Consider the following 19,270-nt stretch of genomic DNA (forward strand, 5'->3'; position numbering starts at 1 on the left):
CATCGGCCAGCGCCGCAAGTCGCTTGGGGGCGGGCTCCCACAGCCTTCACCCCTCCGACGCATCCTGCCGGGCGCACTGCATCGGTCCGGGGTGCGGCCTCGGGATCGTACGCCCATCACACCGCCACACCCGGAACCACATCGCGGACGACGGCCCGGGCGACGGGTGCCCCATCCGGCAAACGCCCCGATGGACGCTCCGTTGTCCTGGGTACGGCGCGGTCTTCAAGCCGTCCGGGGACCGAGGCGATCACCGGCGCGGACGGGCCGCGCGATCAAGAACGGCTCACTGGGCGCGGAGCGTTGGATGGAATGGTCGGCGTTGCGCGTCCGCGTTCTGGCCGCCGGGCACGCCGCCCCGGTCCGGCCGTGGAATGGCCGGTTGACGGCGCGTGAACATCCGGGAGCGGTCCCCGCCGTCCGCCGATGTTTTTCCGTACCGATTCCGTACGGGGCATTTGAGGGGAATTGTTGGGCGCTAAGCCCTTGAAATGCTTGGAGCGGGTGAAGGGAATCGAACCCTCGTCGTAAGCTTGGGAAGCTTCTGCTCTACCATTGAGCTACACCCGCGCGCCGCATGTTTATAGGCGACGCTTTCGCCGCTTTCAAGCGGTTCGAGCATGCCACAGGCGGGATTCGGCAAGTTCCCGCGGGGAAGCGGCGAAAACCGACACCAGCGGCGAGATCAGTCGAGGAAACAAGGCGGTGCCGCTGGCCTCCTGCCGAACGTCCTCGTTCGCGGGCACGCCGTAGCCCTCGTCCACCGTCGGGACGGTCACCATGCCGGCGGCGCCGGCCAAGGCGCCGGGGACCAGTTCCAGGCCAAGGAAGCGGTCGAGATCCACCGGTCCCGGCAGAGCCATGTCCAGCGTCAGCTCCCGCGTGAAGCCGAACCGCGCGTAATAGGGCGCGTCGCCGACCAGGATCACCGCCCGGTGACCCAGCGCCGCCGCCTTGTTCAGGCTCATCCGGATCAGCTTGCTGCCGAGCCCGCCGCCCTGCAGCCGGTCCGACACGGCGATCGGGCCGAGCAGGAGCGCCGGCACCGTGCCGCCGATGGTCACCGGCCAGTAGCGGATCGTGCCCTCCAGGATCTCGTTGCCCAACTCGTCATGCTCGATGGCGACGAAGCCGAGCTCCGGGATCGGGGCGACGCCCTCCCGCAGCTTGTAGGCGGTCTTCTTGAAACGATCCGGGCCGAAGGACCGGTCGAGCAGGGCTTCGATCGCCGCGTCGTGCCGCGGCTCTTCCAGGGAGATCATCATGTCAAGGGGCTTCCCGGCAGAAAGACTGTGGTCGGAGGCGGATCGCGCCGCCGCGCCGGGGGAGCGCCGGATCAGTGCCGGCGGAGACCCGAAGCGTCCGCACGCGACCCAAGGACGGCCGCAACCGCGCGCAGCGCGGTATGGCGTCGTCGTCGGATGCTGATGCTGTGCGGACGAGACATGGGCAAGGCTCTTCGGCCGTTGCAGGGACCTCGCATATAACACCAGCGGACAGGGGGTTCAAGCGATCGTGAAAGGGGCGGAACCGGCCCGTTGCGCATGGCTTCCCGGTGTGTCCTGCATGCATCGCCGCGGCACCCGTCCCGCCTCTTGCGGGCATCCGGAGGGGGTGTCCCCCGCTCCACCACTGGACAGGCGCTTTGCCCCGCCCCTATTCTCAGTGCCGGGAGTGCCGCCATGTACACGAAAGTCACCCGCGCGATCCGCGTCACCGTCCAGCCGGTCTTTCTCGACGAGCAGTCCATGCCCGCCGAAAGCCGCTATGTCTGGGCCTATCACGTCCGGATCGAGAACGAAGGCCAGGAGACCGTCCGGCTGCGCACACGCTATTGGCACATCACCGACGCGCTGGGGCGCGTGCAGGAGGTCCGCGGGCCGGGCGTGGTGGGCGAACAGCCGGTGCTGGAACCCGGCGGCAGCTTCGAATACACCAGCGGGACACCGCTTCCCACGCCATCCGGGATCATGGTCGGCTCCTACCGCTTCGAAACGGGCGGCGGCGAGGCCTTCGACGTGGCGGTCCCCGCCTTCTCGTTGGACAGCCCGCATCAGCCCCGCCAGCTGAACTGACGACGAGCGCGTGACGGGCGCATGACAGGCGCTCGGCGGCCGCCGCTGAAAAACCACCGGGCGCGTGCAACCAATCGCCGCAGCACGCGCTGAAAGGCTGCGCCCGGCGCCTTGACTGTGGGGCCATCGAACCCACTTGCGCCATACTCCGCCCTGCGGCCTGCCGGCTTTCTCGAAAATCCCGGTGATCCGGGCGAGCAGTGGGCCGTATTCATACCTGACTTGCCGGCTCCGGCATTGTGTGCCGCGGCGACGGCCCGCATGTGATCAGAACCTGTTTGACCAGGAATCGAAAGGCTTCGCCCCGTGACGGCTTCCAAGACTCCGCACGCCGACAATGTCCTCCGCGGCCCCGGCCACCCCGCCGGCACCGGCCATGGCGAGATCGCGCGCCCCACCCGTGCCGAGGCCGAGGATGCCGTCCGCACATTGATCCGCTGGGCTGGCGACGATCCGGCGCGTGAGGGGCTGATCGGCACGCCCGACCGGGTGGTCCGCTCCTACGAGGAGTTCTTCGCCGGCTACGCCATCGATCCGGAGGAAATCCTCGCACGCACCTTCGAGGAGACCGACGGCTACGACGAGATGGTCGTCCTGCGCGACATTCGTCTGGAGTCCTACTGCGAGCACCACATGGTGCCGATCATCGGCAAGGCCCACGTCGCCTATCTGCCCCGCCAGCGCGTCGTCGGCATCTCCAAGCTGGCGCGTCTCGTCGAGGCCTACGCCAAGCGCCTGCAGATCCAGGAGAAGATGACGGCGCAGATCGCCAACGCCATCGATCAGGTGCTCCAGCCCGAAGGCGTCGCCGTGGTGATCGAGGCGCAGCACCAGTGCATGACCACCCGCGGCGTGCACAAGACCGGAGTCACCATGGTGACCAGCCGGATGCTGGGCGCCTTCCGCAGCGACCCGTCCACCCGGCGCGAGTTCCTGTCGATGATCGGCAATCCCGGCTCACGCGCGGAGTGAGCCGGTCCCGCGTCAATCGGCGCGGATGCCGTGCTGGCGCAGCAGGCTGTAGAGCGTCGGGCGGCTGACCCCGAGCAGGCGCGCCGTCGCCGACAGGTTGCCGCCGGAGCGGGCCAGCGAATCGAGCAGGGCGCGCCGCTCCGTCTCGTCGCGCAGGACGCGCAGGGTCGGCGGGGCATCCCCGGTGGCCAGCCGGCGCCCCTCCAGCTCGAGGTCGGCGCGCTGGAAGGCGCGCTGCACCACCCCGGCCAGTTCCTGCGCGTCGATCGGCTTGCCGCACACCTCGTGGGCGCCGCGGGCCACCGCGCGCACCGCCAGCACCCGCTGGTCGTACGGGGCGAGCGCGATCACCTTGATCGACGGCGCCTCGCCCAGGATCAGCGACAGGGCGTCCAGTCCGTCGCCGCCGCCGTTCGGCGATTCCGCCAGTTGGGCCAGATCGACCGACAGGGCCACCACCGGGGGCCGGTGCGCCCGCACCGCCTCCAGCGCGTCCGCCACGCCGCCCGCGGCGACAATCCGGCACACCGGCAGGGCGTCCTGGACCCGGCCTTCCAGGGTGGGATCGTCATCGACGACAAGCAGCGTGCGTGGAACCATGATTCTCCAACTCTCCGACCGGGAAACGGGCCGGCGCTCAGAATCGCGGCAGGCGGCCCGTCTGTCCAAGGCGCGTTGGCATGAACACGGGCGCAATTTGGGCAAAATTGCATCGTCGAAAGGGGTGCACCGCGGCGTTGCGCCATCCCCTCCGTCCCCCTCTCCCCCTCGCTGGGGCGGTCTGCTAAGCTCCCGGCGTGAAAGGGCGAATCCGCGCCCGGGGGAGCAAGGTCGAGATGGCGGCGAAGGTCACACCGGCGGTGAACGCGGCGAAGGCGGCGGGGATGGCCCACCGCCTGATGGAGTATGAGTACGACCCCTCGGCGGACGCCATCGGCCTGCACGCCGCGGCGGCGATGGGACTGGACCCGGCGGTGGTCTACAAGACGCTGATCGTCCAGCTGGAGCCGAAGGCGCTGGCCTGCGTCGTCATCCCCGTCGCGGCGAAGCTGGACCTGAAGGCGCTGGCCGCCGCCGCCGGCGCCAAGAAGGCCGATCTCGCCGACCCCGCCCTGGCGGAGCGCACCACCGGCTACATGGTCGGCGGCATCAGCCCGCTGGGCCAGCGCAAGGCCCTGCCCACCTTCATCGATTCCAGCGCCGAGACCCTGCCGGAGATGGTCGTCAACGGCGGGCGCCGCGGCCTGCAGATCGCCTTGACCCCGGCGGATCTGGCCCGCGCCACCAAGGCCGTGGTGCGGCGGATCGTGGTGCAGTAGGCAAACCGCCCGCCCACACCCCCGCCATGCCACCGCCGCGCTACCGTCGCGGCCGGGTTCCGGATAGGGTGCCGGCACGATGCCCCACTTTGCGCCCAACACCGCGCCCCACCCCACCCTTGCGAAGCTCCCGCCATGCTGACCGCCAACCTCGCCGCCCTGGGGGCCGCGCTCTGCTGGGCGGCCAGCGGGCTGATCGCCATCGGCCCGGTGCGGGCCATCGGCTCGGTCGCCTTCAACCGCCTGCGCATGAGCATCGTCTTCGTCGGCACGGCGCTGGCCGCGACGCTGCTCGGCGGCTGGCAGACGCTCGACCTGCAAGGGGCGGCGATCCTGGCGCTGTCCGGCGCGGTCGGCATCGTGATGGGCGACACCGCGCTGTTCTGGGCGCTGGGGCGCATCGGCCCGCGCCGCAACTCGGTCATCTACGCCACCAACGCGCCGATCACCGCGCTGCTCGCCTGGGCCGTGCTGGGGGAGGCGCTGGGGCCATGGACGGCGGTCGGCATCGCGCTGGTCACCGCCGGGGTGATGCTGGCGATCTTCTTCCGCGCCAGCCCGGTCCCGAACGGCACCGGCACCGTTCCCCATGACTGGGAGTCGGTGCGGGGGCGCCTGCTGGTCGGCGTCGGCGCCTGCCTGATCGCCGCCGTCTGCCAGGCCGCCGGCTCGGTCATCGCCCGGCCGGTGATGGCGGCGGGCGCCGACCCCATCGCGGCGGCGGCCGTGCGCGTCGGCATGTCGGGGCTGCTGCTGTTCGCGGGCGGGCTGCTGCCCGGCCAGCGCTTCGGCTTCGGCCCCGGCCTGACGCCGCGCATCTTTGCTCAGATTGTGGTGAACGGCTTCATCGGGCTGGGGCTGGGCATGACGCTGCTGCTGATCGGGCTGGCCCACGGCAACGCCGGCGTGGTCGCCACCCTGTCGGCGACCAGCCCGGTGCTGATCCTGCCCATGCTGTGGGTCTGGACCCGCCAGCGTCCGGGGGCCGGAGCCTGGGCAGGCGCCATCGTGGCGGTGCTGGGGGTGGCGCTGATCGTCAACCGCTGAGGCTGTCCGGCAAATTCCCGGCGGCTGAAAAATTTTATCTGAAACGGTTGCGTCCGCCAATTTCCGGGGCAGGATGGAGAAACCGTCTCCAGGTTCCCGCATTCCGATAAGGCGCGACACCCCATGGCCTCCCCCCGCCGCAAGCGTTCCGGCGCCGATTCCGCCGCGCCGCTGCTGCATCTGATCCGCTTCCTGCCCTACCGCCTGGCGGTGCTGTCCAACACGGTCAGCCACACGGTGGCGAAGCTGTACGAGAAGCGATTCGGCATCACCATCCCGGAATGGCGGGTCATCGCCGTGCTGGGCGGCGGCGAGACGCTGAGCGCGGGGGAGATCGCCCAGCGCACCGCCATGGACAAGGTGCAGGTCAGCCGGGCGATCAGCCGGATGCTCGATTCGGGTCTGATTCTGCGCGAATCGGGCGCCACCGACCGCCGCAAGGCGCAGCTGACCCTGACGCCGAAGGCGCTGGCGATCTACACGGAGATCGTCCCCCTCGCCCTGGCATACGAGCGGGAGCTGACCGGCGCCCTGACGGAGGAGGAGATGGGCCAGCTCGACGGCCTGCTGGCCAAGCTCCAGGCCCGGGCCGACGCGCTGGCCACCCGCCCCGCCGCGCCGCCCAGCCCACAGGCTCCGGGCCCACAGGCTCCGGGCACGGACTGATCGCTTCAGGCGAAGTCCTTGAAGCTGTCCGCCGCCGCGCGGTCGTAGCCCTGGCTGGCGCGCAGGAGCTGCCGCGTGTAGTCCTCCCGCGCGGCCCCCCGGCGCAGGGCCTCCACGTCCATCTCCTCGACGATGCGGCCGCGGTTCATCACGGCCAGCCGGTCGCACATGGTGGCGACGACCGCCAGATTGTGGCTGACCAGCACGTAGGTCAGCGCGTGTTCCGCCCGCAGCCGCTTCAGCAGGTTGAGGATTTCCGCCTGCACCGACACGTCGAGCGCCGAGGTCGGCTCGTCCAGCAGCAGCACGCGCGGCTCCAGCACCAGGGCGCGGGCGATGGCGACGCGCTGGCGCTGCCCGCCGGAGAGCTGGTGCGGGTAGCGGAAGCGGAATTGCGGCCCCAGCCCGACATCACGCAGCACCCGGTCGATCCGCCCATCGGCGTCGCGCAAGCCATGGATGGCGATGGGCTCGGCCAGGATGCGGTCGATGGTGTGGCGCGGGTGCAGCGAGCCGTAGGGGTCCTGGAAGACCATCTGGCAGGACTTGAAGAAGCCCTTCTCACGGCGACGGCTTTGCGCGGCGCCGGCCACGGCGATGGACCCGGTCCAGTCGTGGTTCAGCCCGACGACGGCGCGCAGCACCGTGGACTTGCCCGAGCCCGATTCGCCGACCAGCCCGAAGCTCTCGCCCTCCCGCACGGTGAAGGACACCCCCTGCACGGCGGCCACCGCATCGGCGCCATGGCCGAAGGTGACGCGCAGATCCTTGACGTCGATCATCGCCCGCCCTCCAGCCAGGACGGGTCGCGCGCCAGCACCGGCAGCTCCGCCCGCGTGTCGTCCAGGCGCGGCAGGCTGTCGAGCAGGCCGCGGGTGTAGGGATGCTTCGCCGCGTGCAGCTCCGACGCGCGGCAGGTCTCGACCACCCGGCCGGCGTACATGATCAGGATGCGGTCGCAGAAGGACGCCACGAGGTTCAGGTCGTGGCTGATGAAGATCATTCCCATGCCGCGGCTGGAACACAGCTCGTCCATGATTGCCAGCACCTGCATCTGCACCGTGACGTCGAGCGCCGAGGTCGGCTCGTCGGCGATCAGCAGGTCGGGGTTGGGGATCAGCATCATGGCGATCATGATGCGCTGGCCCATGCCGCCCGACACCTCATGCGGGTAGAGGCCGTAGACGCGCTCCGGGTTGCGGATGCGCACGGCCTCCAGCATTTCCAGCGCGCGCCGCTTCGCCTCCACCGTGCCGGCGCTGGAATGGACGCGGTAGGCCTCGGCGATTTGGGCGCCGATGGTCATCACCGGGTTCAGTGAGAATTTCGGGTCCTGCATGACCATGGAGATGCGCCGGCCGCGGATGCCGCGCAGCCGCTTCTCCGGCAGGGTCATCAGGTCCTCGCCCTGGAAGCTCAGCCGGTCGGCGGTGACGACGCCGGGCGCCGGGACCAGCCGCAGGATGGCCCGCCCGGTCATCGACTTGCCGGAGCCGGACTCGCCGACGATGCCCAGCTTTTCCCGCCCGACGGTGAAGGAGACGCCGCGCACCGCCTGCGTCACGCCCGTCCGGGTGGGGAAGGAGATGCGGAGGTTCTCGACCTCCAGCAGAAGTGTCTCGCTCATTGACGGTTGGGTCATTGGCCTTTCGGGTCCAGAACGTCGCGCAGGCCGTCGCCCAGCAGGTTGAAGCCCAGGCTGACCACGAAGATGGCGATGCCGGGCATGGTGGCGACCCACCACTGCTCCAGCACATACTGCCGCCCGGTGGCGATCATCGCGCCCCATTCCGGGGCGGGCGGCTGCGCGCCGAGGCCGAGGAAGCCCAGCCCCGCCGCCGTCAGGATGATCCCCGCCATGTCCAGCGTCACCCGCACGATCAGCGAGGAGGAGCAGAGCGGCACCACATGGCCGAGGATGATCCGCGGCGTCGAGGCGCCCTGGAGCCGCGCCGCGCTGATGAAGTCGCTCTTGCGGATGGTGATCGTCTCGGCCCGCGCGATGCGGGCGTAGGGCGGCCAGCTGGTGATCGCGATGGCGATGATGGCGTTCTCGATGCCCGGCCCCAACGCCGAGACGAAGGCCAGCGCCAGGATCAGCTTCGGGAAGGCCAGGAAGATGTCGGTGACGCGCATCAGCACCGCGTCCACCCAGCCGCCGAGATAGCCCGCCACCGTCCCGATCAGCAGCCCGGCGACCGGCGCGGTCACCGCGACCAGCGCCACGATCATCAGCGTCAGGCGGGACCCGTAGAGGATGCGCGACAGGATGTCCCGCCCGAAGGCGTCGGTGCCCAGCCAGTGCGCCGCGCTGGGCGGCAGCAGCCGCTGCGACAGGTCCTGCGTGTAGGGATCGTAGGGGGCGAGCAGCGGGGCCAGCGCAGCCATCAGCACCAGCAGCAGCACGATGCCCAGCCCGATCATCGCCAGCCGGTTGCGCGCGAAGGCCAGCCAGCCCAGATAGACCCGGCCCAGCCGCGCCTGCCCGCGGGAGTGCGGAGTCTCCGCCGTCAGCCACGCCCGCAGCCCGCCTTCGGTCGAATGAGTCTGTGCGGTCATCATGCCCCCCTCATCGCGCACGGGGATCGAGCAGGCGGTACAGCAGGTCGGACAGCAGGTTCAGGCCGATGAAGACCGCCCCAACCACCAGGGTGCCGCCCAGCACCGCGTTCATGTCCGCCGACAGCAGCGAGTTGGTGATGTAGAGCCCCAGCCCCGGCCAGGCGAACACCGTCTCGGTCAGCACCGACCCCTCCAGCAGCGACGCGTAGGACAGCGCCACCACCGTGGTCAGCGGCACCGCGATGTTGCCCAGCGCGTGGCGCCAGATCACCCGCGTCTCCGACATGCCCTTGACGCGGGCCGTCGTGATGTATTCCTGGCGGAGCTGGTCCAGCATGAAGCTGCGCGTCATGCGCGCGATGTAGGCGACGCTGTAGAGGCCGAGGATGCCCGCCGGCAGCACCAGATGGTGCAGCGCGTTCCAGAACACGTCGGTCTCGCCGGCCAGCAGGGCGTCCGCCGTGATGATCCCGGTCACCGGATCGACCAGCCCCTCGTAGAAGACGTCCACCCGCCCCGGCCCCGGCGCCCAGTCGAGCTGCGCGTAGAAGACCAGAAGCGCCATCAGCCCCAGCCAGAAGATCGGGATGGAATGGCCGATCAGCCCGATCACCCGGATCAGATGGTCCGGCCAGCGCCCACGGTGGACGGCGGCCATCACCCCCGCCGGGATGCCCAGCAGAACGCCGACGACCAGCGCGGCAGTCGCCAGCTCCAGCGTCGCCGGGAAGACGCGCAGGATGTCCTCCAGCACCGGGCGGGAGGTCAACACCGAGGTGCCGAAATCGCCCTGGATCACGTCGCCGACGTAGCGCAGGAACTGCTGCCACAGCGGCAGGTCCAGCCCCAGCTCCTGCCGGACGCGGGCGTAGGTATCGGCGGACACGCGGTCGCCGACCACGGCGATCACCGGGTCGATGGGCACCACGCGCCCGATCAGGAAGGTGACGAGCAGGAGGCCGAGGACGGTCAGCGCCACCGAGACGAGCAGCCCCGCCCCGCGAATCGCATGACGCCGCCCCGGCATCCCCGGTCTTTTCAAGATAGCGGCCAAGTTTCACCCTAACGCAACGTCAAAAAAAACCCTCTCCCCTCTGGGGAGAGGGGAGGGTGAGGGGGTCTCGCGACTCCCGTACGTCCGGCAAAAGCCCATCCCCCTCACCCTAACCCTCTCCCCGGAGGGGAGAGGGAACGAAGCGCTGGGGAAGAACGCGCCCCTTACTTCTTGCTGACCTTCCAATAATAGTTGCTGTCGAAGCTCGGCCCCCAGACCAGCCCCTCGACGTTGCTGCGCTCCGCGATCACCTCAGTCTGCTGGAACATGATGACGAAGGGCGAGGTCTCCAGCACCTCGCGCTGAAGCTCCTGGTACATCGCGGCGCGCTTGGCGGTGTCGCGCTCCTCGACCGCGGCGGCGGTCTTCTTGGTCAGCTCGGGGATGTCCCAGGCGTTGCGCCAGGACAGCGGCTTGGCCTTCGCGTCGTCGGCGTTGTCCGGGTTGGCGGCGAAGGTGTCGGCGTTGGTGTTCGGGTCCTGGTAGTCGGCGCCCCACTGGTAGAGCAGCGCCTCGTGGTTGCGGGCGCGGTACTTGGTGACCACCTGCTTGCCGTCCGCCGGCAGCAGCTTGACTGTGATGCCCGCCGCCGCCGCGCTGCCCTGGATGGCCTGGGCCATGTCCATGCTGGGCGAGGTGTTGCGGACGTCCATGGTCACCGTGATGCCGTCCGGATAGCCAGCCTGCTTGAGCAGCTCCTTCGCCTTGGCCGGATCGTACGTGTACGGGTTCTCCTCCAGCGCGCCGAGGAAGCCCTTGGGCAGGAAGGCCTGATGCACGGTGCCGAGACCGTTCATGATGGTCTTCGCCATGCCGTCGTAATCCACGGCGTACTTGAAGGCCTTGCGCACGTCGGGCTTGGCCAGCACCTCGTTCTTCTGGTTCAGGCCGAAGTAATAGAGCGTGCCCTTGGGCGCCTGGACGATGCGGATCTTGTCGTTGCCGCGCAGCGGTTCGAACTGCTCCGGCTTCAGGTTGCGGGCCACGTCGACGTCGCCCTTCTCCAGCAGCAGGCGCTGGGTCGCCGGCTCGGCGATGTGGCGGATCAGCACGCGCTTCACCGCCGGGGCGCCGCCCCAGTAGTTGGCGTTGGCCTCCAGCGACAGAAGCTCGCTGGCCTTCCACTGGCGCAGCACGAAGGGGCCGGACCCGGCGGAGTTGGCCTTGAGGAAGGCGGCGCCGAAGTCGCCGTTGACCTCCTTGCTCTTGACCAGCTTGGCATCGACCACGCCGGAGACGTCGGCGGTCAGGCAATAGAGCACGAAGGTCGGGGCGTAGGTCTTGTCCGTCTCGAACACCAGGGTGCGCGGGTCGGTGGCGCGGACCTTCTGGTCGACGTTCTCCGGCGTCAGGCCGAACTGGGTCAGGATGAAGGCCGGACCCTTGTTCATCTTCACGGCGCGCTGGAGCGAGTAGGCCACGTCCTCCGCCGTCAGCGGGTTGCCGGAGTGGAACTTGATCCCGTCGCGGATGGTGAAGGTGAAGGTCTTGCCGTCGTCGGAGACGGTCCAGCTTTCCGCGACCTGCCCGTAAATCTTGCTGACGTCGTTGACGTCGAAGCGGATCAGCCGGTCATAGACCTGGGCGCCGTATTCAGCCCCCGACAGCTCGAAGATCTCGCCGGGATCGAGCGTCACGATGTCGTCGAACTGCCAGGCCATGACCAGCGTGTCCTTCGGCGTGTCGGCCAGGACCGGCGTGGCCGCGAGGCCGAAGGAAAGACCGGCGGACAGAAGGGCGGCACCGGCCAGACGGCGCGCGAGCGTGTTCATGGTTCCCATACTCCCTGCGTGATCCCGGAACGACCCCGGACGGGGCGAATTCTCTTTGGAATTCTTAGCGGTTAACGGCCGGATGATCCGGCGGCGCGGGTTCGCCTGTCAAGCGGGCGGCGGTCATAGCGGCCCCCTGCGACCAAACGCGAACGCCTTAACCCGGTCCGCAACAGGCTTGCCGATCCCGCCCGTCCGTCCACATCACTGGCAAAGCGATGGAGGACCCATGGACCAGGACCGCGAGAACGGCCAGTCGCGCGTGCCCAAGCCGCCGAGCCGCGACGAGGTGGAGAAGATCAGCGACGCGCAGCGCTTCATCACCGACGACTGGACCGGCGACGGCGGGAAACCGGCGGACCAGTCCACGGACAACAGCGAACGTTGAGTCCGGCACCGTCCCCGCGTAGCCTCGTCCCTCAAGGACCACACACGCGGGGATGACCATGATCGGAAACGACGGAAAGCCGGTGTCGAAGGAGGGCCTGCGCCAGCACCTCGCCGCCTACAACACGCAGTCGCGCGGCTCAAAGGAGTTCGCGGCCATCCCGCGCGCGCTGGTCACCGTCTGCGACAATCTGAAGGCCGGCAAGACCACCTACGTGAAGTGCCTGGACGGCCAGTTGCAGCTGTCCCGGCGCAAGGACAACAGCATCCAGGCGGCGTAGCGGCCCCTTCCCCTTCACCCCTCGCCCTTCACCGGAAAATCGAACCAGGGCAGGCGCAGGAACTCATGCTCCCGCAGCCGCAGTGCCCGCCCGCGCCGCATCCAGTCGTGGAGGGCGGCGTAGGGCGCCGCCTGATCCAGCGTCCAGGCCGCCCCGCCCCGGTCGAAGAACCAGCCGATGTAGGCGCACACGAGCCCGAGGAACTCCCGCCCCGCCGCGGTCGGCGCGATGCCGAGGAAGCTGACGATGAGGTCGTCGAACGGCCCGCGGGCGCGGCGGTCGCGCATGATCGTCAGGTCCCAGCCCGTGCCGTTGCGCAGATCGGGTGGAAGCGGTGCCGTGCAACGGGCGTCGATGTCCGTGATGAAGACCGGCGCCCCCGTCTGGTCCAGCAGGTCCAGGGCCACGAAGAAGCGCGCGCAGGCGTAATAGGTCGTCTCCGCCCCCGGCGCGTGGGCGGACAGGTCGATGCGCTCCAGCGACCAGGACAGCCGCCCCGGCTGGGCGGCACAGCGGCGGTCCAAGTCGGCACAATCCTCCGCACCGGGGTTCACGACATGGACATGCACGCGGTCGCCCGGCGGGTCCTTCAGCGCATGGGAGAGGAACCAGCCGCCGAAGCGTCGCCAGTAGCCGGAATCGACGCTGACCAACAGGATCGCCCCGCCTTCGGCCGCGGGTGGAACCGGCATCGACCGTTCCCCCGCCTCGATGATGCGCGGCCGATACCCGGCGAGCGCATCGAGGAAGACCGGGCGCGCATCGACCTGCCGCCATTTCGCCGCCTGCGGGTCGGCGCGGATCGCCTCCTCCGACCAGCCGCGCAGACAGCGACGGACGAGACGCGAGGCGGTCACCAGCCGCCCCCGGCGGTAAAGCCCGTGGGCGATGCAGGCCGCCGCCGCGCCATCCCCCGGCGCGCGCCGCAGCCGGTCCCGCGCCCGTCGGGCGATCCGCTCCAGCCGCGTGTCGTCCATCATGCCGCGGTGGATGGTCAGAACGGCGGTGCGGAACAGCGCCGCCTCCGCCACCTTCCCCGCCCCGCGCTCCAGCGCCGCCAGGAACAGGTCGAGGGCGCGGGCGAGCGGTTCGGCCCAGCTTGCCTCCGGGCGGTCAGCGCGGGGAAACTCCGGCAGGGCGCCGCTCGCCTGCAAGACCGCCATGGCGAGGTTGCTCAGCGCCGCACCGTCGTCCGGACGCAGCCGCGCCGCCCTGCCATAGCCCGTCACCGCCCCATCAGCTTCCCCCGCCGCCAGCCGTGCACGTCCTACGGCCGCCCAGGCGTCGGCGCTGTCCGGCGCCAAGGACAGCGCATGGGCCAGCCAGCGCTCCGCCGCCAACGGCTCCGGCCCGCCGGCCAGCAGCCGCCCCGCCGCCAGCGCCGCCGCCCCATAGCCCGGATCGACCCGCAGGGCGGCGCGGAAGCATCCGAGCGCCTCTTCCATCCGGCCCAGGTCGCCCAGCGCCAATCCCCGGTTGAAGGCCGCCTTGGCCCGCGCCGGTTCCAGCGCCAGGGCGCGCGCATGCTGGCCGGCGGCCCGAACTGCATCCCCGCCGGTGCGGCGCAGGCTGCCGAGATTGTCGTGATAGTCCGCCGCCTCCGGATCCAGCGCGATGGCCTGGGCGATCAGCGACAGCGCGTCCTCCGTCCGCCCGGTCTGGCCCGCCAAGACACCCAGCAGATGCAGCGCGTCGGCCTGCCGCGGGTCGGCGTCGAGAATGGCGCGGTAGACCCCGGCGGCCTCGCCCATCCGTCCGGCCCGATGGTGGCCGATGGCGATGGCGTAGGCTTCGGACAGGGCTTCGGACAGGCTGACCATGACGACTCCGGGCTGCGCTTGCGACATCGCGCCCGCTTGCGGAGGCGCACCGTCCCTCTACCATCGCGGGCCATGAGAACCGATCCCGACGGCCTTCCCCATCATGACGACCGCCGCGCCCTGGCGGAAGCCCTGCGCGCCGCTCTGACGCAGCGCTGTCCGGACGCCGACGGCGATCTGGTCGCGGCCATCGGGGCCATGGCGGCCAGCCGCTTCTTCGGGGTGCGCTTCCGCGCCGAAGGGAACGCCGCCCGCGCCTGGGTCGCCCGCCGCCCCAACCCCGACGTGTTCGAGGTCTGGGACCCCGCCACCGGCGCCTGGGATTTCGTCGAACGCCTGCCCGATCCGGCGCTTTACCAGCCGACGCCGGAGGGCACCGCGCGCATCGCCGCCAAGGCGCAGGAGACCATGGCCGCGGTCGCCGCCGCCGGACGTCTGGCCCACGCCCTGGCCGCCGGGATCGAGCCGGACGACGAATAAAGCGCCCCTCAGACGGTGGCGAACAGCCCGCCGTCCTCCGGCCCGTCGGACCCATCCTCGGCGTTCGGATCGCCCAGCGCGGTTTCCCAGCCCAGCGCCGGCAGGGCGATGCTGCGCGTGTTGCCCAGCCCGCTGCGCGTGGCGACGAAGCCGCGCTGCTCCATGTAGGTCAGCAGCCGCCGCGCCCGCCCGCGTGACCGGCTGCCGCAGGCGCGGGCCACGTCGGCGTCGGACGGGCAGGGCAGATGGTCCAGCGCCGCGCGGGCCAGCAGCAGGAAGACGACCTGGATGTCCTCTGGCAGGGTCGCCGCGACCTGGGTCGCCTTCGCCCAGGCGGGATTCTCCTCGGTGCCGTCCCCCGCCCCGGCGCGGGCCGCCGCCAGCTTGCGCCGGAAGGCCGGCAACTCCAGAAGCTCGCCCCGCACCCCCTGCGTCCGGCAGCGCACCAGGAAATCCTGATAGAGCACGGCGATGGAGCGGTAGGGCGCCTCCGGATCGGCCAGCACCTCGCGCAGGATCGCCTCATAGGCGGCTTTGCGCTCCGCCGCCTGCTCCGGCGTTTCCGGTTCCTCCATGGGCGGCGTCGGGGCAGCGTCCTCGCTCTCCGGCTCCACCGGCAGGGGGCGCGGGCGGGAGAGCTGGGCCAGCAGGTCGGCGCTGGCGCTGGTCGAGGGGCGGCGCACCGGCAGGCGCGGCGGCTCCGGCTCACCCGGCTTGAAGATCAGCTCCCGCGCGTCCTCCAGCGGGGTGTCGGGAAGTGGCATCAGCTTCGGGCTGCCGGCCCGCCCCTGCGTCTCGACGGCGCCGATGCGCAGCGGCAGCGGGCGGCGCGAGATGGCCGGGCCGAGCGCGATGAAGTGCCCGCGCTCCAGATCGCGGAACATCTCGGCGGTGCGGCGCTCCATGCCCAGCAGATCCGCGGCGCGGGCCATGTCGATGTCGAGGAAGGTGCGGCCCATCAGGAAGTTGGAGGCCTCCGCCGCCACGTTCTTGGCGAGCTTGGCAAGGCGCTGCGTCGCGATCACCCCGGCCAGCCCGCGCTTGCGCCCGCGGCACATCAGGTTGGTCATGGCGCCCAGCGAGACCTTGCGCGCCTCGTCCGACACCTCGCCGGCGGCCGACGGGGCGAAGAGCTGCGCCTCGTCCACCACCACCAGCATGGGGTACCAGTGATCGCGGTCGGCGTCGAACAGCCCCCCCAGGAAGGCCGCGGCGTGGCGCATCTGCATGTCCGCGTCCAGCCCCTCCAGGTTCAGCACGACGGAGACGCGGTGTTGGCGCACGCGGGCGGCGACGCTCTGCAGGGCGGCCTCGCTGTGCTCGTCGGCGTTCACCACGATGTGGCCGAAGCGCTCGGCCAGGGTCACGAAGTCGCCCTCGGGGTCGATCACCGCCTGCTGCACCCAACGCGCGCTCTGCTCGATCAGGCGGCGCAGCAGGTGCGACTTGCCGGAACCGGAGTTGCCCTGCACCAGCAGGCGGGTCGCCAGCAGTTCCTCAAGATCCAGCATCGCCGACGCCCCCGTCGCGCCAGCCGTCATGGCCGCCCCCATGTCGATGCCGACCTTCATGCCCCGCCGCCCCCCAGATCCATCATCGTCTGCGTTGAAGCGCACCCCTATAGCGCAAAGCGGGGCCGCGGTGCGAAGGGCATTTTGGATCGCCCGCCCCAGGCAAAGCTTGGATGTGTCACGAAATCGAAAAGATCATCCGCTACAAGATGGGCTTGCCCGCGACGAACATGGACAGCCGGCGGTGGACGAAGCCATGGCCTCGGTGCCTGCACAGGAAACGGACAACGGCTTCGGCGCCCCGGCGGGGAGCGCCCGCAAGGCCGCGCTGCCGGCCGAATGGACCCGTCTTCTGGCCGGGCTGTCGGTCGCCTTCCAGCCCATCGTGCAGATGCGCACCGGGCGCTGCCACGGCATGGAGGCGCTGTTGCGCGGCCTGGAGCGCAGCCCCTTCGCCAGCCCCAACGACCTGCTGGACGCCGCCTGCATGCAGGGCCTGCTGGCGGAGGTCGAATGCGCCCTGCACGCCAAGGCGGTGGCTGCCTTCCGCGCGCTGGACCACTGGCCGAACGCCAAGCTGTTCCTGAACATTGACGCGCGGGTGGTCGGGGTGGCCGGCTCGCCCTGGCTGGCCCCCGTCGCGCTGGCCCCCTTCGCAATGGACGGCGGCGCGCCCGACCCGAGCCTGACCATCAGCCTGGAAATCTCCGAGCGGCGGGAATTGCGTCCCGACCACAGCATCGAGCAGGCCATTGACCGCTACCGCCAAGCGGGCATCGGGGTGGCGCTGGACGATTTCGGCGTCGGCTTCGCCGGGCTGCGGCTGCTCTACGAATCCAAGCCCGACTATCTCAAGATCGACCGCTATTTCATCGACGGCATCGACCAGGACACGCGCAAGCGAGCCATCGCCCACGCGCTGGTCGGCTACGCCCACGCGCTCGGCATCCTCATCATCGCCGAGGGGGTGGAGACGGAGAAGGAATTCTACACCTGCCGCGATCTTGGCTGCGACTTCGCCCAAGGCTATCTGATCGCCCGGCCGAGCCTGGAACTGCGCGCCGTGCCCGAGCGCTACGGCATCGTCGAGGAGTTGAACCACCGGGACCGCCGCAAGCCGAACGAGGCCCGCCTGCGCCTGTCCGAGGTGATCGAGCGGCAGCCGCCGCTCGCCGTCAACTCCCCGAAGACGGAGCTTCTGGAATATTTCCGCGGCGACAACAGCCCGTCCATCGCCCCCATCGTCGACCGCCAGCAGCGCCCGCTGGGGCTGATCCGAGAGCGCGACCTGAAGCGCTTCGTCTATTCCCGCTTCGGCAGCGAGCTTCTGCGCAACAAGGGGCTGGGCGACACGCTGCTGGATCTGGTGGTGAAGAGTCCGGTCTGCGACATCTCCACGCCGCTCGACCAAGTGATCGAAGCCTTCTCGGCGGAGGAGGCCAGCGACGGCATCATCATCATCGAAGGCGGCGAGTATGCCGGTTTCCTGTCCAGCGGCGCGCTGATCCGGCTGGTGCACGAGCGCAACCTCGCCATGGCCGCCGACCAGAACCCGCTGACCCGCCTGCCCGGCAACGCCGCCATCGTGCGCCATATCGAACGCGCTCTTCAGGAGCAGGACCGCAAGCATGTCCTGGCCTATCTCGACTTCGACAACTTCAAGCCCTTCAACGACCGTTTCGGTTTCCGCCAGGGGGACCGCGCCATTCTGATGTTCAGCGAGCGGCTGAAGGCCTGGGCCTCGGGCAACGGCGGCTTCGCCGGCCACATCGGCGGCGACGATTTCTTCGTCGCCCTCAGCGGCACTGAGGACGAGGATGCGCTCGCCCGCGTGGCGGACCTCGTCGCGCAGTTCCGCTCCGACGCGGAGAGCCTCTACGATCCGGAGGCGCGGGAGGCTGGCTGCTTCGAAGGCAAGGACCGCTACGGTGCGCTGCGGCGTTTCCCGCTTCTGTCGGCCAGTGGCGTCGCCGTGGTGATCGCTCCCGGCCCGCACCGCCTGACCCCCGACGCGATCAACACCGCCATCGCCGGCCACAAGGCCATCGCCAAGGAAAGCCCCGACAAGCTCTGCACCGTCCGCCTCCCACCCCCATAATCCCCTCCCCCGCGGACGCGGGGGAGGGTTAGGGAGGGGGCCCGCGGCGAGACACCCCGGACACAACGAAAAGCCGGCGCTTCCCGCAGGGGAAAGCGCCGGCCTTGCCGTTCATGAAGCCGATTGTCAAGTGTGTCTGAAGCCTTGCTGCGTCCACGTCCGTGTTGGCGTGGCGTGTGCCGTGGTGACCTGGCGGCGACCTACTCTCCCACGTCTTAAGACGCAGTACCATCGGCGCTGAGGCGTTTCACGGCCGAGTTCGGAATGGGATCGGGTGTTGGGAGCCTCGCCATGACCACCAGGTCACCAAGGCACACGCGAACCATCCGGACGGGGACGGCAGAGGTTTGGTTTGAGCGAGGACGTTTGCTCTTGTTCTTTGCGGTGTTGGCTCGTGCGCCCAGGGCTTGCCGCTGCGCGCGGGCCGCCTGCTGGGAAGGATCAAGCCGATCGAGCGATTAGTAAGGCTCAGCTTCAGGCGTTGCCGCCCGTCCACATGCCTCCTATCGACGTGATGGTCTGTCACGGCTCTCAAGGGAGTTCTGGTTTAGAGGTGGGTTTCCCGCTTAGATGCTTTCAGCGGTTATCCCGTCCATACTTAGCTACCCGGCCATGCCACTGGCGTGACAACCGGTGCACCAGAGGTATGTCCATCCCGGTCCTCTCGTACTAGGGACAGATCCTCGCAAAACTCCGACACCCACGGCAGATAGGGACCGAACTGTCTCACGACGTTCTAAACCCAGCTCACGTACCACTTTAATCGGCGAACAGCCGAACCCTTGGGACCTGCTCCAGCCCCAGGATGTGATGAGCCGACATCGAGGTGCCAAACGACTCCGTCGATATGGACTCTTGGGAGTCATCAGCCTGTTATCCCCGGCGTACCTTTTATCCGTTGAGCGATGGCCCGTCCACATGGAACCACCGGATCACTATGGCCGACTTTCGTCTCTGCTCGACTTGTCTGTCTTGCAGTCAGGCGGGCTTATGCCATTGCACTCGACGAGCGATTTCCGACCGCTCTGAGCCCACCATCGCGCGCCTCCGTTACACTTTGGGAGGCGACCGCCCCAGTCAAACTACCCGCCATGCAGGGTCCCGGCTCCGGATGAACGGAGCGCGGTTAGATGCCAGAGACCTCAAGGGTGGTATTTCAAGGGTGGCTCCACCCGAGCTGGCGCCCGGGCTTCCTAGCCTCCCACCTATCCTACACATGAGATCCC

At 69.6% G+C, this 19,270-nt stretch carries 18 protein-coding genes, 1 tRNA gene and 2 rRNA genes (1 of these 21 cut by a window edge); 9 read left to right on the forward strand and 12 right to left on the reverse strand.

The genetic code is table 11. The features are described 5' to 3' along the window. Positions 1–496: 496 nt before the first annotated feature. Both ABAZ39_RS12880 and ABAZ39_RS12885 read right to left on the reverse strand, forming a co-directional pair. Positions 497–570, reverse strand: a tRNA-Gly gene (locus ABAZ39_RS12880). Positions 571–605: 35 nt separating this feature from the next. Next, positions 606–1,265: a GNAT family N-acetyltransferase gene (locus ABAZ39_RS12885; RefSeq protein WP_038529915.1), complete on the reverse strand. Its 660-nt coding sequence runs from the start codon at positions 1,263–1,265 to the stop codon at positions 606–608. A 417-nt stretch (positions 1,266–1,682) separates the two neighbouring features. Between ABAZ39_RS12885 and apaG the strand changes: the two genes are divergently transcribed. After that, positions 1,683–2,075, forward strand: a complete 393-nt coding sequence (gene apaG, locus ABAZ39_RS12890) for a Co2+/Mg2+ efflux facilitator ApaG/CorD (RefSeq protein ID WP_014238636.1) — start codon at positions 1,683–1,685, stop codon at positions 2,073–2,075. A gap of 306 nt (positions 2,076–2,381) precedes the next feature. Beyond that, positions 2,382–3,047, forward strand: a complete 666-nt coding sequence (folE, locus tag ABAZ39_RS12895) for a GTP cyclohydrolase I FolE (protein ID WP_200885623.1) — start codon at positions 2,382–2,384, stop codon at positions 3,045–3,047. 12 nt (positions 3,048–3,059) lie between these two features. Here folE and ABAZ39_RS12900 read toward each other — a convergent pair whose 3' ends face one another. Next, on the reverse strand, positions 3,060–3,647 hold the full coding sequence (locus tag ABAZ39_RS12900) for a response regulator (RefSeq protein WP_038529918.1): 588 nt from the start codon (positions 3,645–3,647) through the stop codon (positions 3,060–3,062). 236 nt (positions 3,648–3,883) lie between these two features. Between ABAZ39_RS12900 and ybaK the strand changes: the two genes are divergently transcribed. From ybaK to ABAZ39_RS12915, 3 genes are all read left to right on the forward strand, one after another. After that, the gene (gene ybaK / locus ABAZ39_RS12905) at positions 3,884–4,366 is read left to right on the forward strand and encodes a Cys-tRNA(Pro) deacylase (RefSeq protein WP_038529921.1); all 483 of its coding nucleotides are present in this window, start codon (positions 3,884–3,886) and stop codon (positions 4,364–4,366) included. Between the two features lie 135 nt (positions 4,367–4,501). Further along, positions 4,502–5,413, forward strand: a complete 912-nt coding sequence (locus ABAZ39_RS12910; RefSeq protein WP_014239117.1) for a DMT family transporter — start codon at positions 4,502–4,504, stop codon at positions 5,411–5,413. Positions 5,414–5,536: 123 nt separating this feature from the next. Next, positions 5,537–6,079 (forward strand): MarR family winged helix-turn-helix transcriptional regulator, encoded by a 543-nt coding sequence (locus ABAZ39_RS12915; RefSeq protein ID WP_038529923.1) that lies wholly within the window; start codon positions 5,537–5,539, stop codon positions 6,077–6,079. Positions 6,080–6,084: 5 nt separating this feature from the next. Here ABAZ39_RS12915 and ABAZ39_RS12920 read toward each other — a convergent pair whose 3' ends face one another. The 5 genes from ABAZ39_RS12920 to ABAZ39_RS12940 form a co-directional block, all read right to left on the reverse strand. Further along, the gene (locus ABAZ39_RS12920; RefSeq protein ID WP_038529926.1) at positions 6,085–6,861 is read right to left on the reverse strand and encodes an ABC transporter ATP-binding protein; all 777 of its coding nucleotides are present in this window, start codon (positions 6,859–6,861) and stop codon (positions 6,085–6,087) included. Further along, positions 6,858–7,706 (reverse strand): ABC transporter ATP-binding protein, encoded by an 849-nt coding sequence (locus ABAZ39_RS12925; RefSeq protein ID WP_038529928.1) that lies wholly within the window; start codon positions 7,704–7,706, stop codon positions 6,858–6,860. The genes ABAZ39_RS12920 and ABAZ39_RS12925 overlap by 4 nt, the downstream gene beginning before the upstream one ends. 11 nt (positions 7,707–7,717) lie before the next feature. Beyond that, complete coding sequence (nikC, locus tag ABAZ39_RS12930; protein ID WP_038531486.1) at positions 7,718–8,638, reverse strand: nickel transporter permease; 921 nt, start codon at positions 8,636–8,638, stop codon at positions 7,718–7,720. A gap of 10 nt (positions 8,639–8,648) precedes the next feature. Continuing rightward, positions 8,649–9,668 (reverse strand): ABC transporter permease, encoded by a 1,020-nt coding sequence (locus ABAZ39_RS12935; protein WP_038529930.1) that lies wholly within the window; start codon positions 9,666–9,668, stop codon positions 8,649–8,651. 191 nt (positions 9,669–9,859) lie between these two features. Further along, entirely contained in the window at positions 9,860–11,467 is a 1,608-nt protein-coding gene (locus tag ABAZ39_RS12940) for an ABC transporter substrate-binding protein (protein ID WP_038531488.1), read from the reverse strand. 229 nt (positions 11,468–11,696) lie between these two features. Between ABAZ39_RS12940 and ABAZ39_RS36135 the strand changes: the two genes are divergently transcribed. Both ABAZ39_RS36135 and ABAZ39_RS12945 read left to right on the forward strand, forming a co-directional pair. Further along, a complete protein-coding gene (locus tag ABAZ39_RS36135; RefSeq protein ID WP_160174824.1) occupies positions 11,697–11,855 on the forward strand; it encodes a hypothetical protein in 159 nt (52 codons plus the stop codon). A gap of 52 nt (positions 11,856–11,907) precedes the next feature. Beyond that, positions 11,908–12,135 carry a hypothetical protein gene (locus ABAZ39_RS12945; RefSeq protein WP_247881587.1) on the forward strand — a complete coding sequence of 76 codons (228 nt, stop codon included), beginning with the start codon at positions 11,908–11,910 and terminating at the stop codon, positions 12,133–12,135. A 14-nt stretch (positions 12,136–12,149) separates the two neighbouring features. Here the strand turns inward: ABAZ39_RS12945 and ABAZ39_RS33015 are convergent, their stop codons facing one another. Continuing rightward, positions 12,150–13,982 carry a tetratricopeptide repeat protein gene (locus ABAZ39_RS33015; RefSeq protein WP_144243541.1) on the reverse strand — a complete coding sequence of 611 codons (1,833 nt, stop codon included), beginning with the start codon at positions 13,980–13,982 and terminating at the stop codon, positions 12,150–12,152. A 45-nt stretch (positions 13,983–14,027) separates the two neighbouring features. On the opposite strand from ABAZ39_RS33015, the gene ABAZ39_RS12955 reads away from it, so the two are divergent. Beyond that, positions 14,028–14,435, forward strand: a complete 408-nt coding sequence (locus ABAZ39_RS12955) for a hypothetical protein (RefSeq protein ID WP_038529933.1) — start codon at positions 14,028–14,030, stop codon at positions 14,433–14,435. Between the two features lie 8 nt (positions 14,436–14,443). Here the strand turns inward: ABAZ39_RS12955 and ABAZ39_RS12960 are convergent, their stop codons facing one another. Further along, positions 14,444–16,006 (reverse strand): helicase HerA domain-containing protein, encoded by a 1,563-nt coding sequence (locus tag ABAZ39_RS12960; RefSeq protein ID WP_038529936.1) that lies wholly within the window; start codon positions 16,004–16,006, stop codon positions 14,444–14,446. Positions 16,007–16,190: 184 nt separating this feature from the next. On the opposite strand from ABAZ39_RS12960, the gene ABAZ39_RS12965 reads away from it, so the two are divergent. Beyond that, complete coding sequence (locus ABAZ39_RS12965; protein WP_247881588.1) at positions 16,191–18,044, forward strand: bifunctional diguanylate cyclase/phosphodiesterase; 1,854 nt, start codon at positions 16,191–16,193, stop codon at positions 18,042–18,044. A 187-nt stretch (positions 18,045–18,231) separates the two neighbouring features. On the opposite strand, the gene rrf is transcribed toward ABAZ39_RS12965, so the two are convergent. Both rrf and ABAZ39_RS12975 read right to left on the reverse strand, forming a co-directional pair. After that, positions 18,232–18,347: ribosomal RNA gene (gene rrf / locus ABAZ39_RS12970) — 5S ribosomal RNA — on the reverse strand. A gap of 134 nt (positions 18,348–18,481) precedes the next feature. Next, positions 18,482–19,270 (reverse strand): 23S ribosomal RNA (locus ABAZ39_RS12975) (it continues 1,958 nt past the right edge of the window).

It is taken from the genome of Azospirillum argentinense (assembly GCF_000632475.1).
Taxonomy (GTDB): domain Bacteria; phylum Pseudomonadota; class Alphaproteobacteria; order Azospirillales; family Azospirillaceae; genus Azospirillum; species Azospirillum baldaniorum.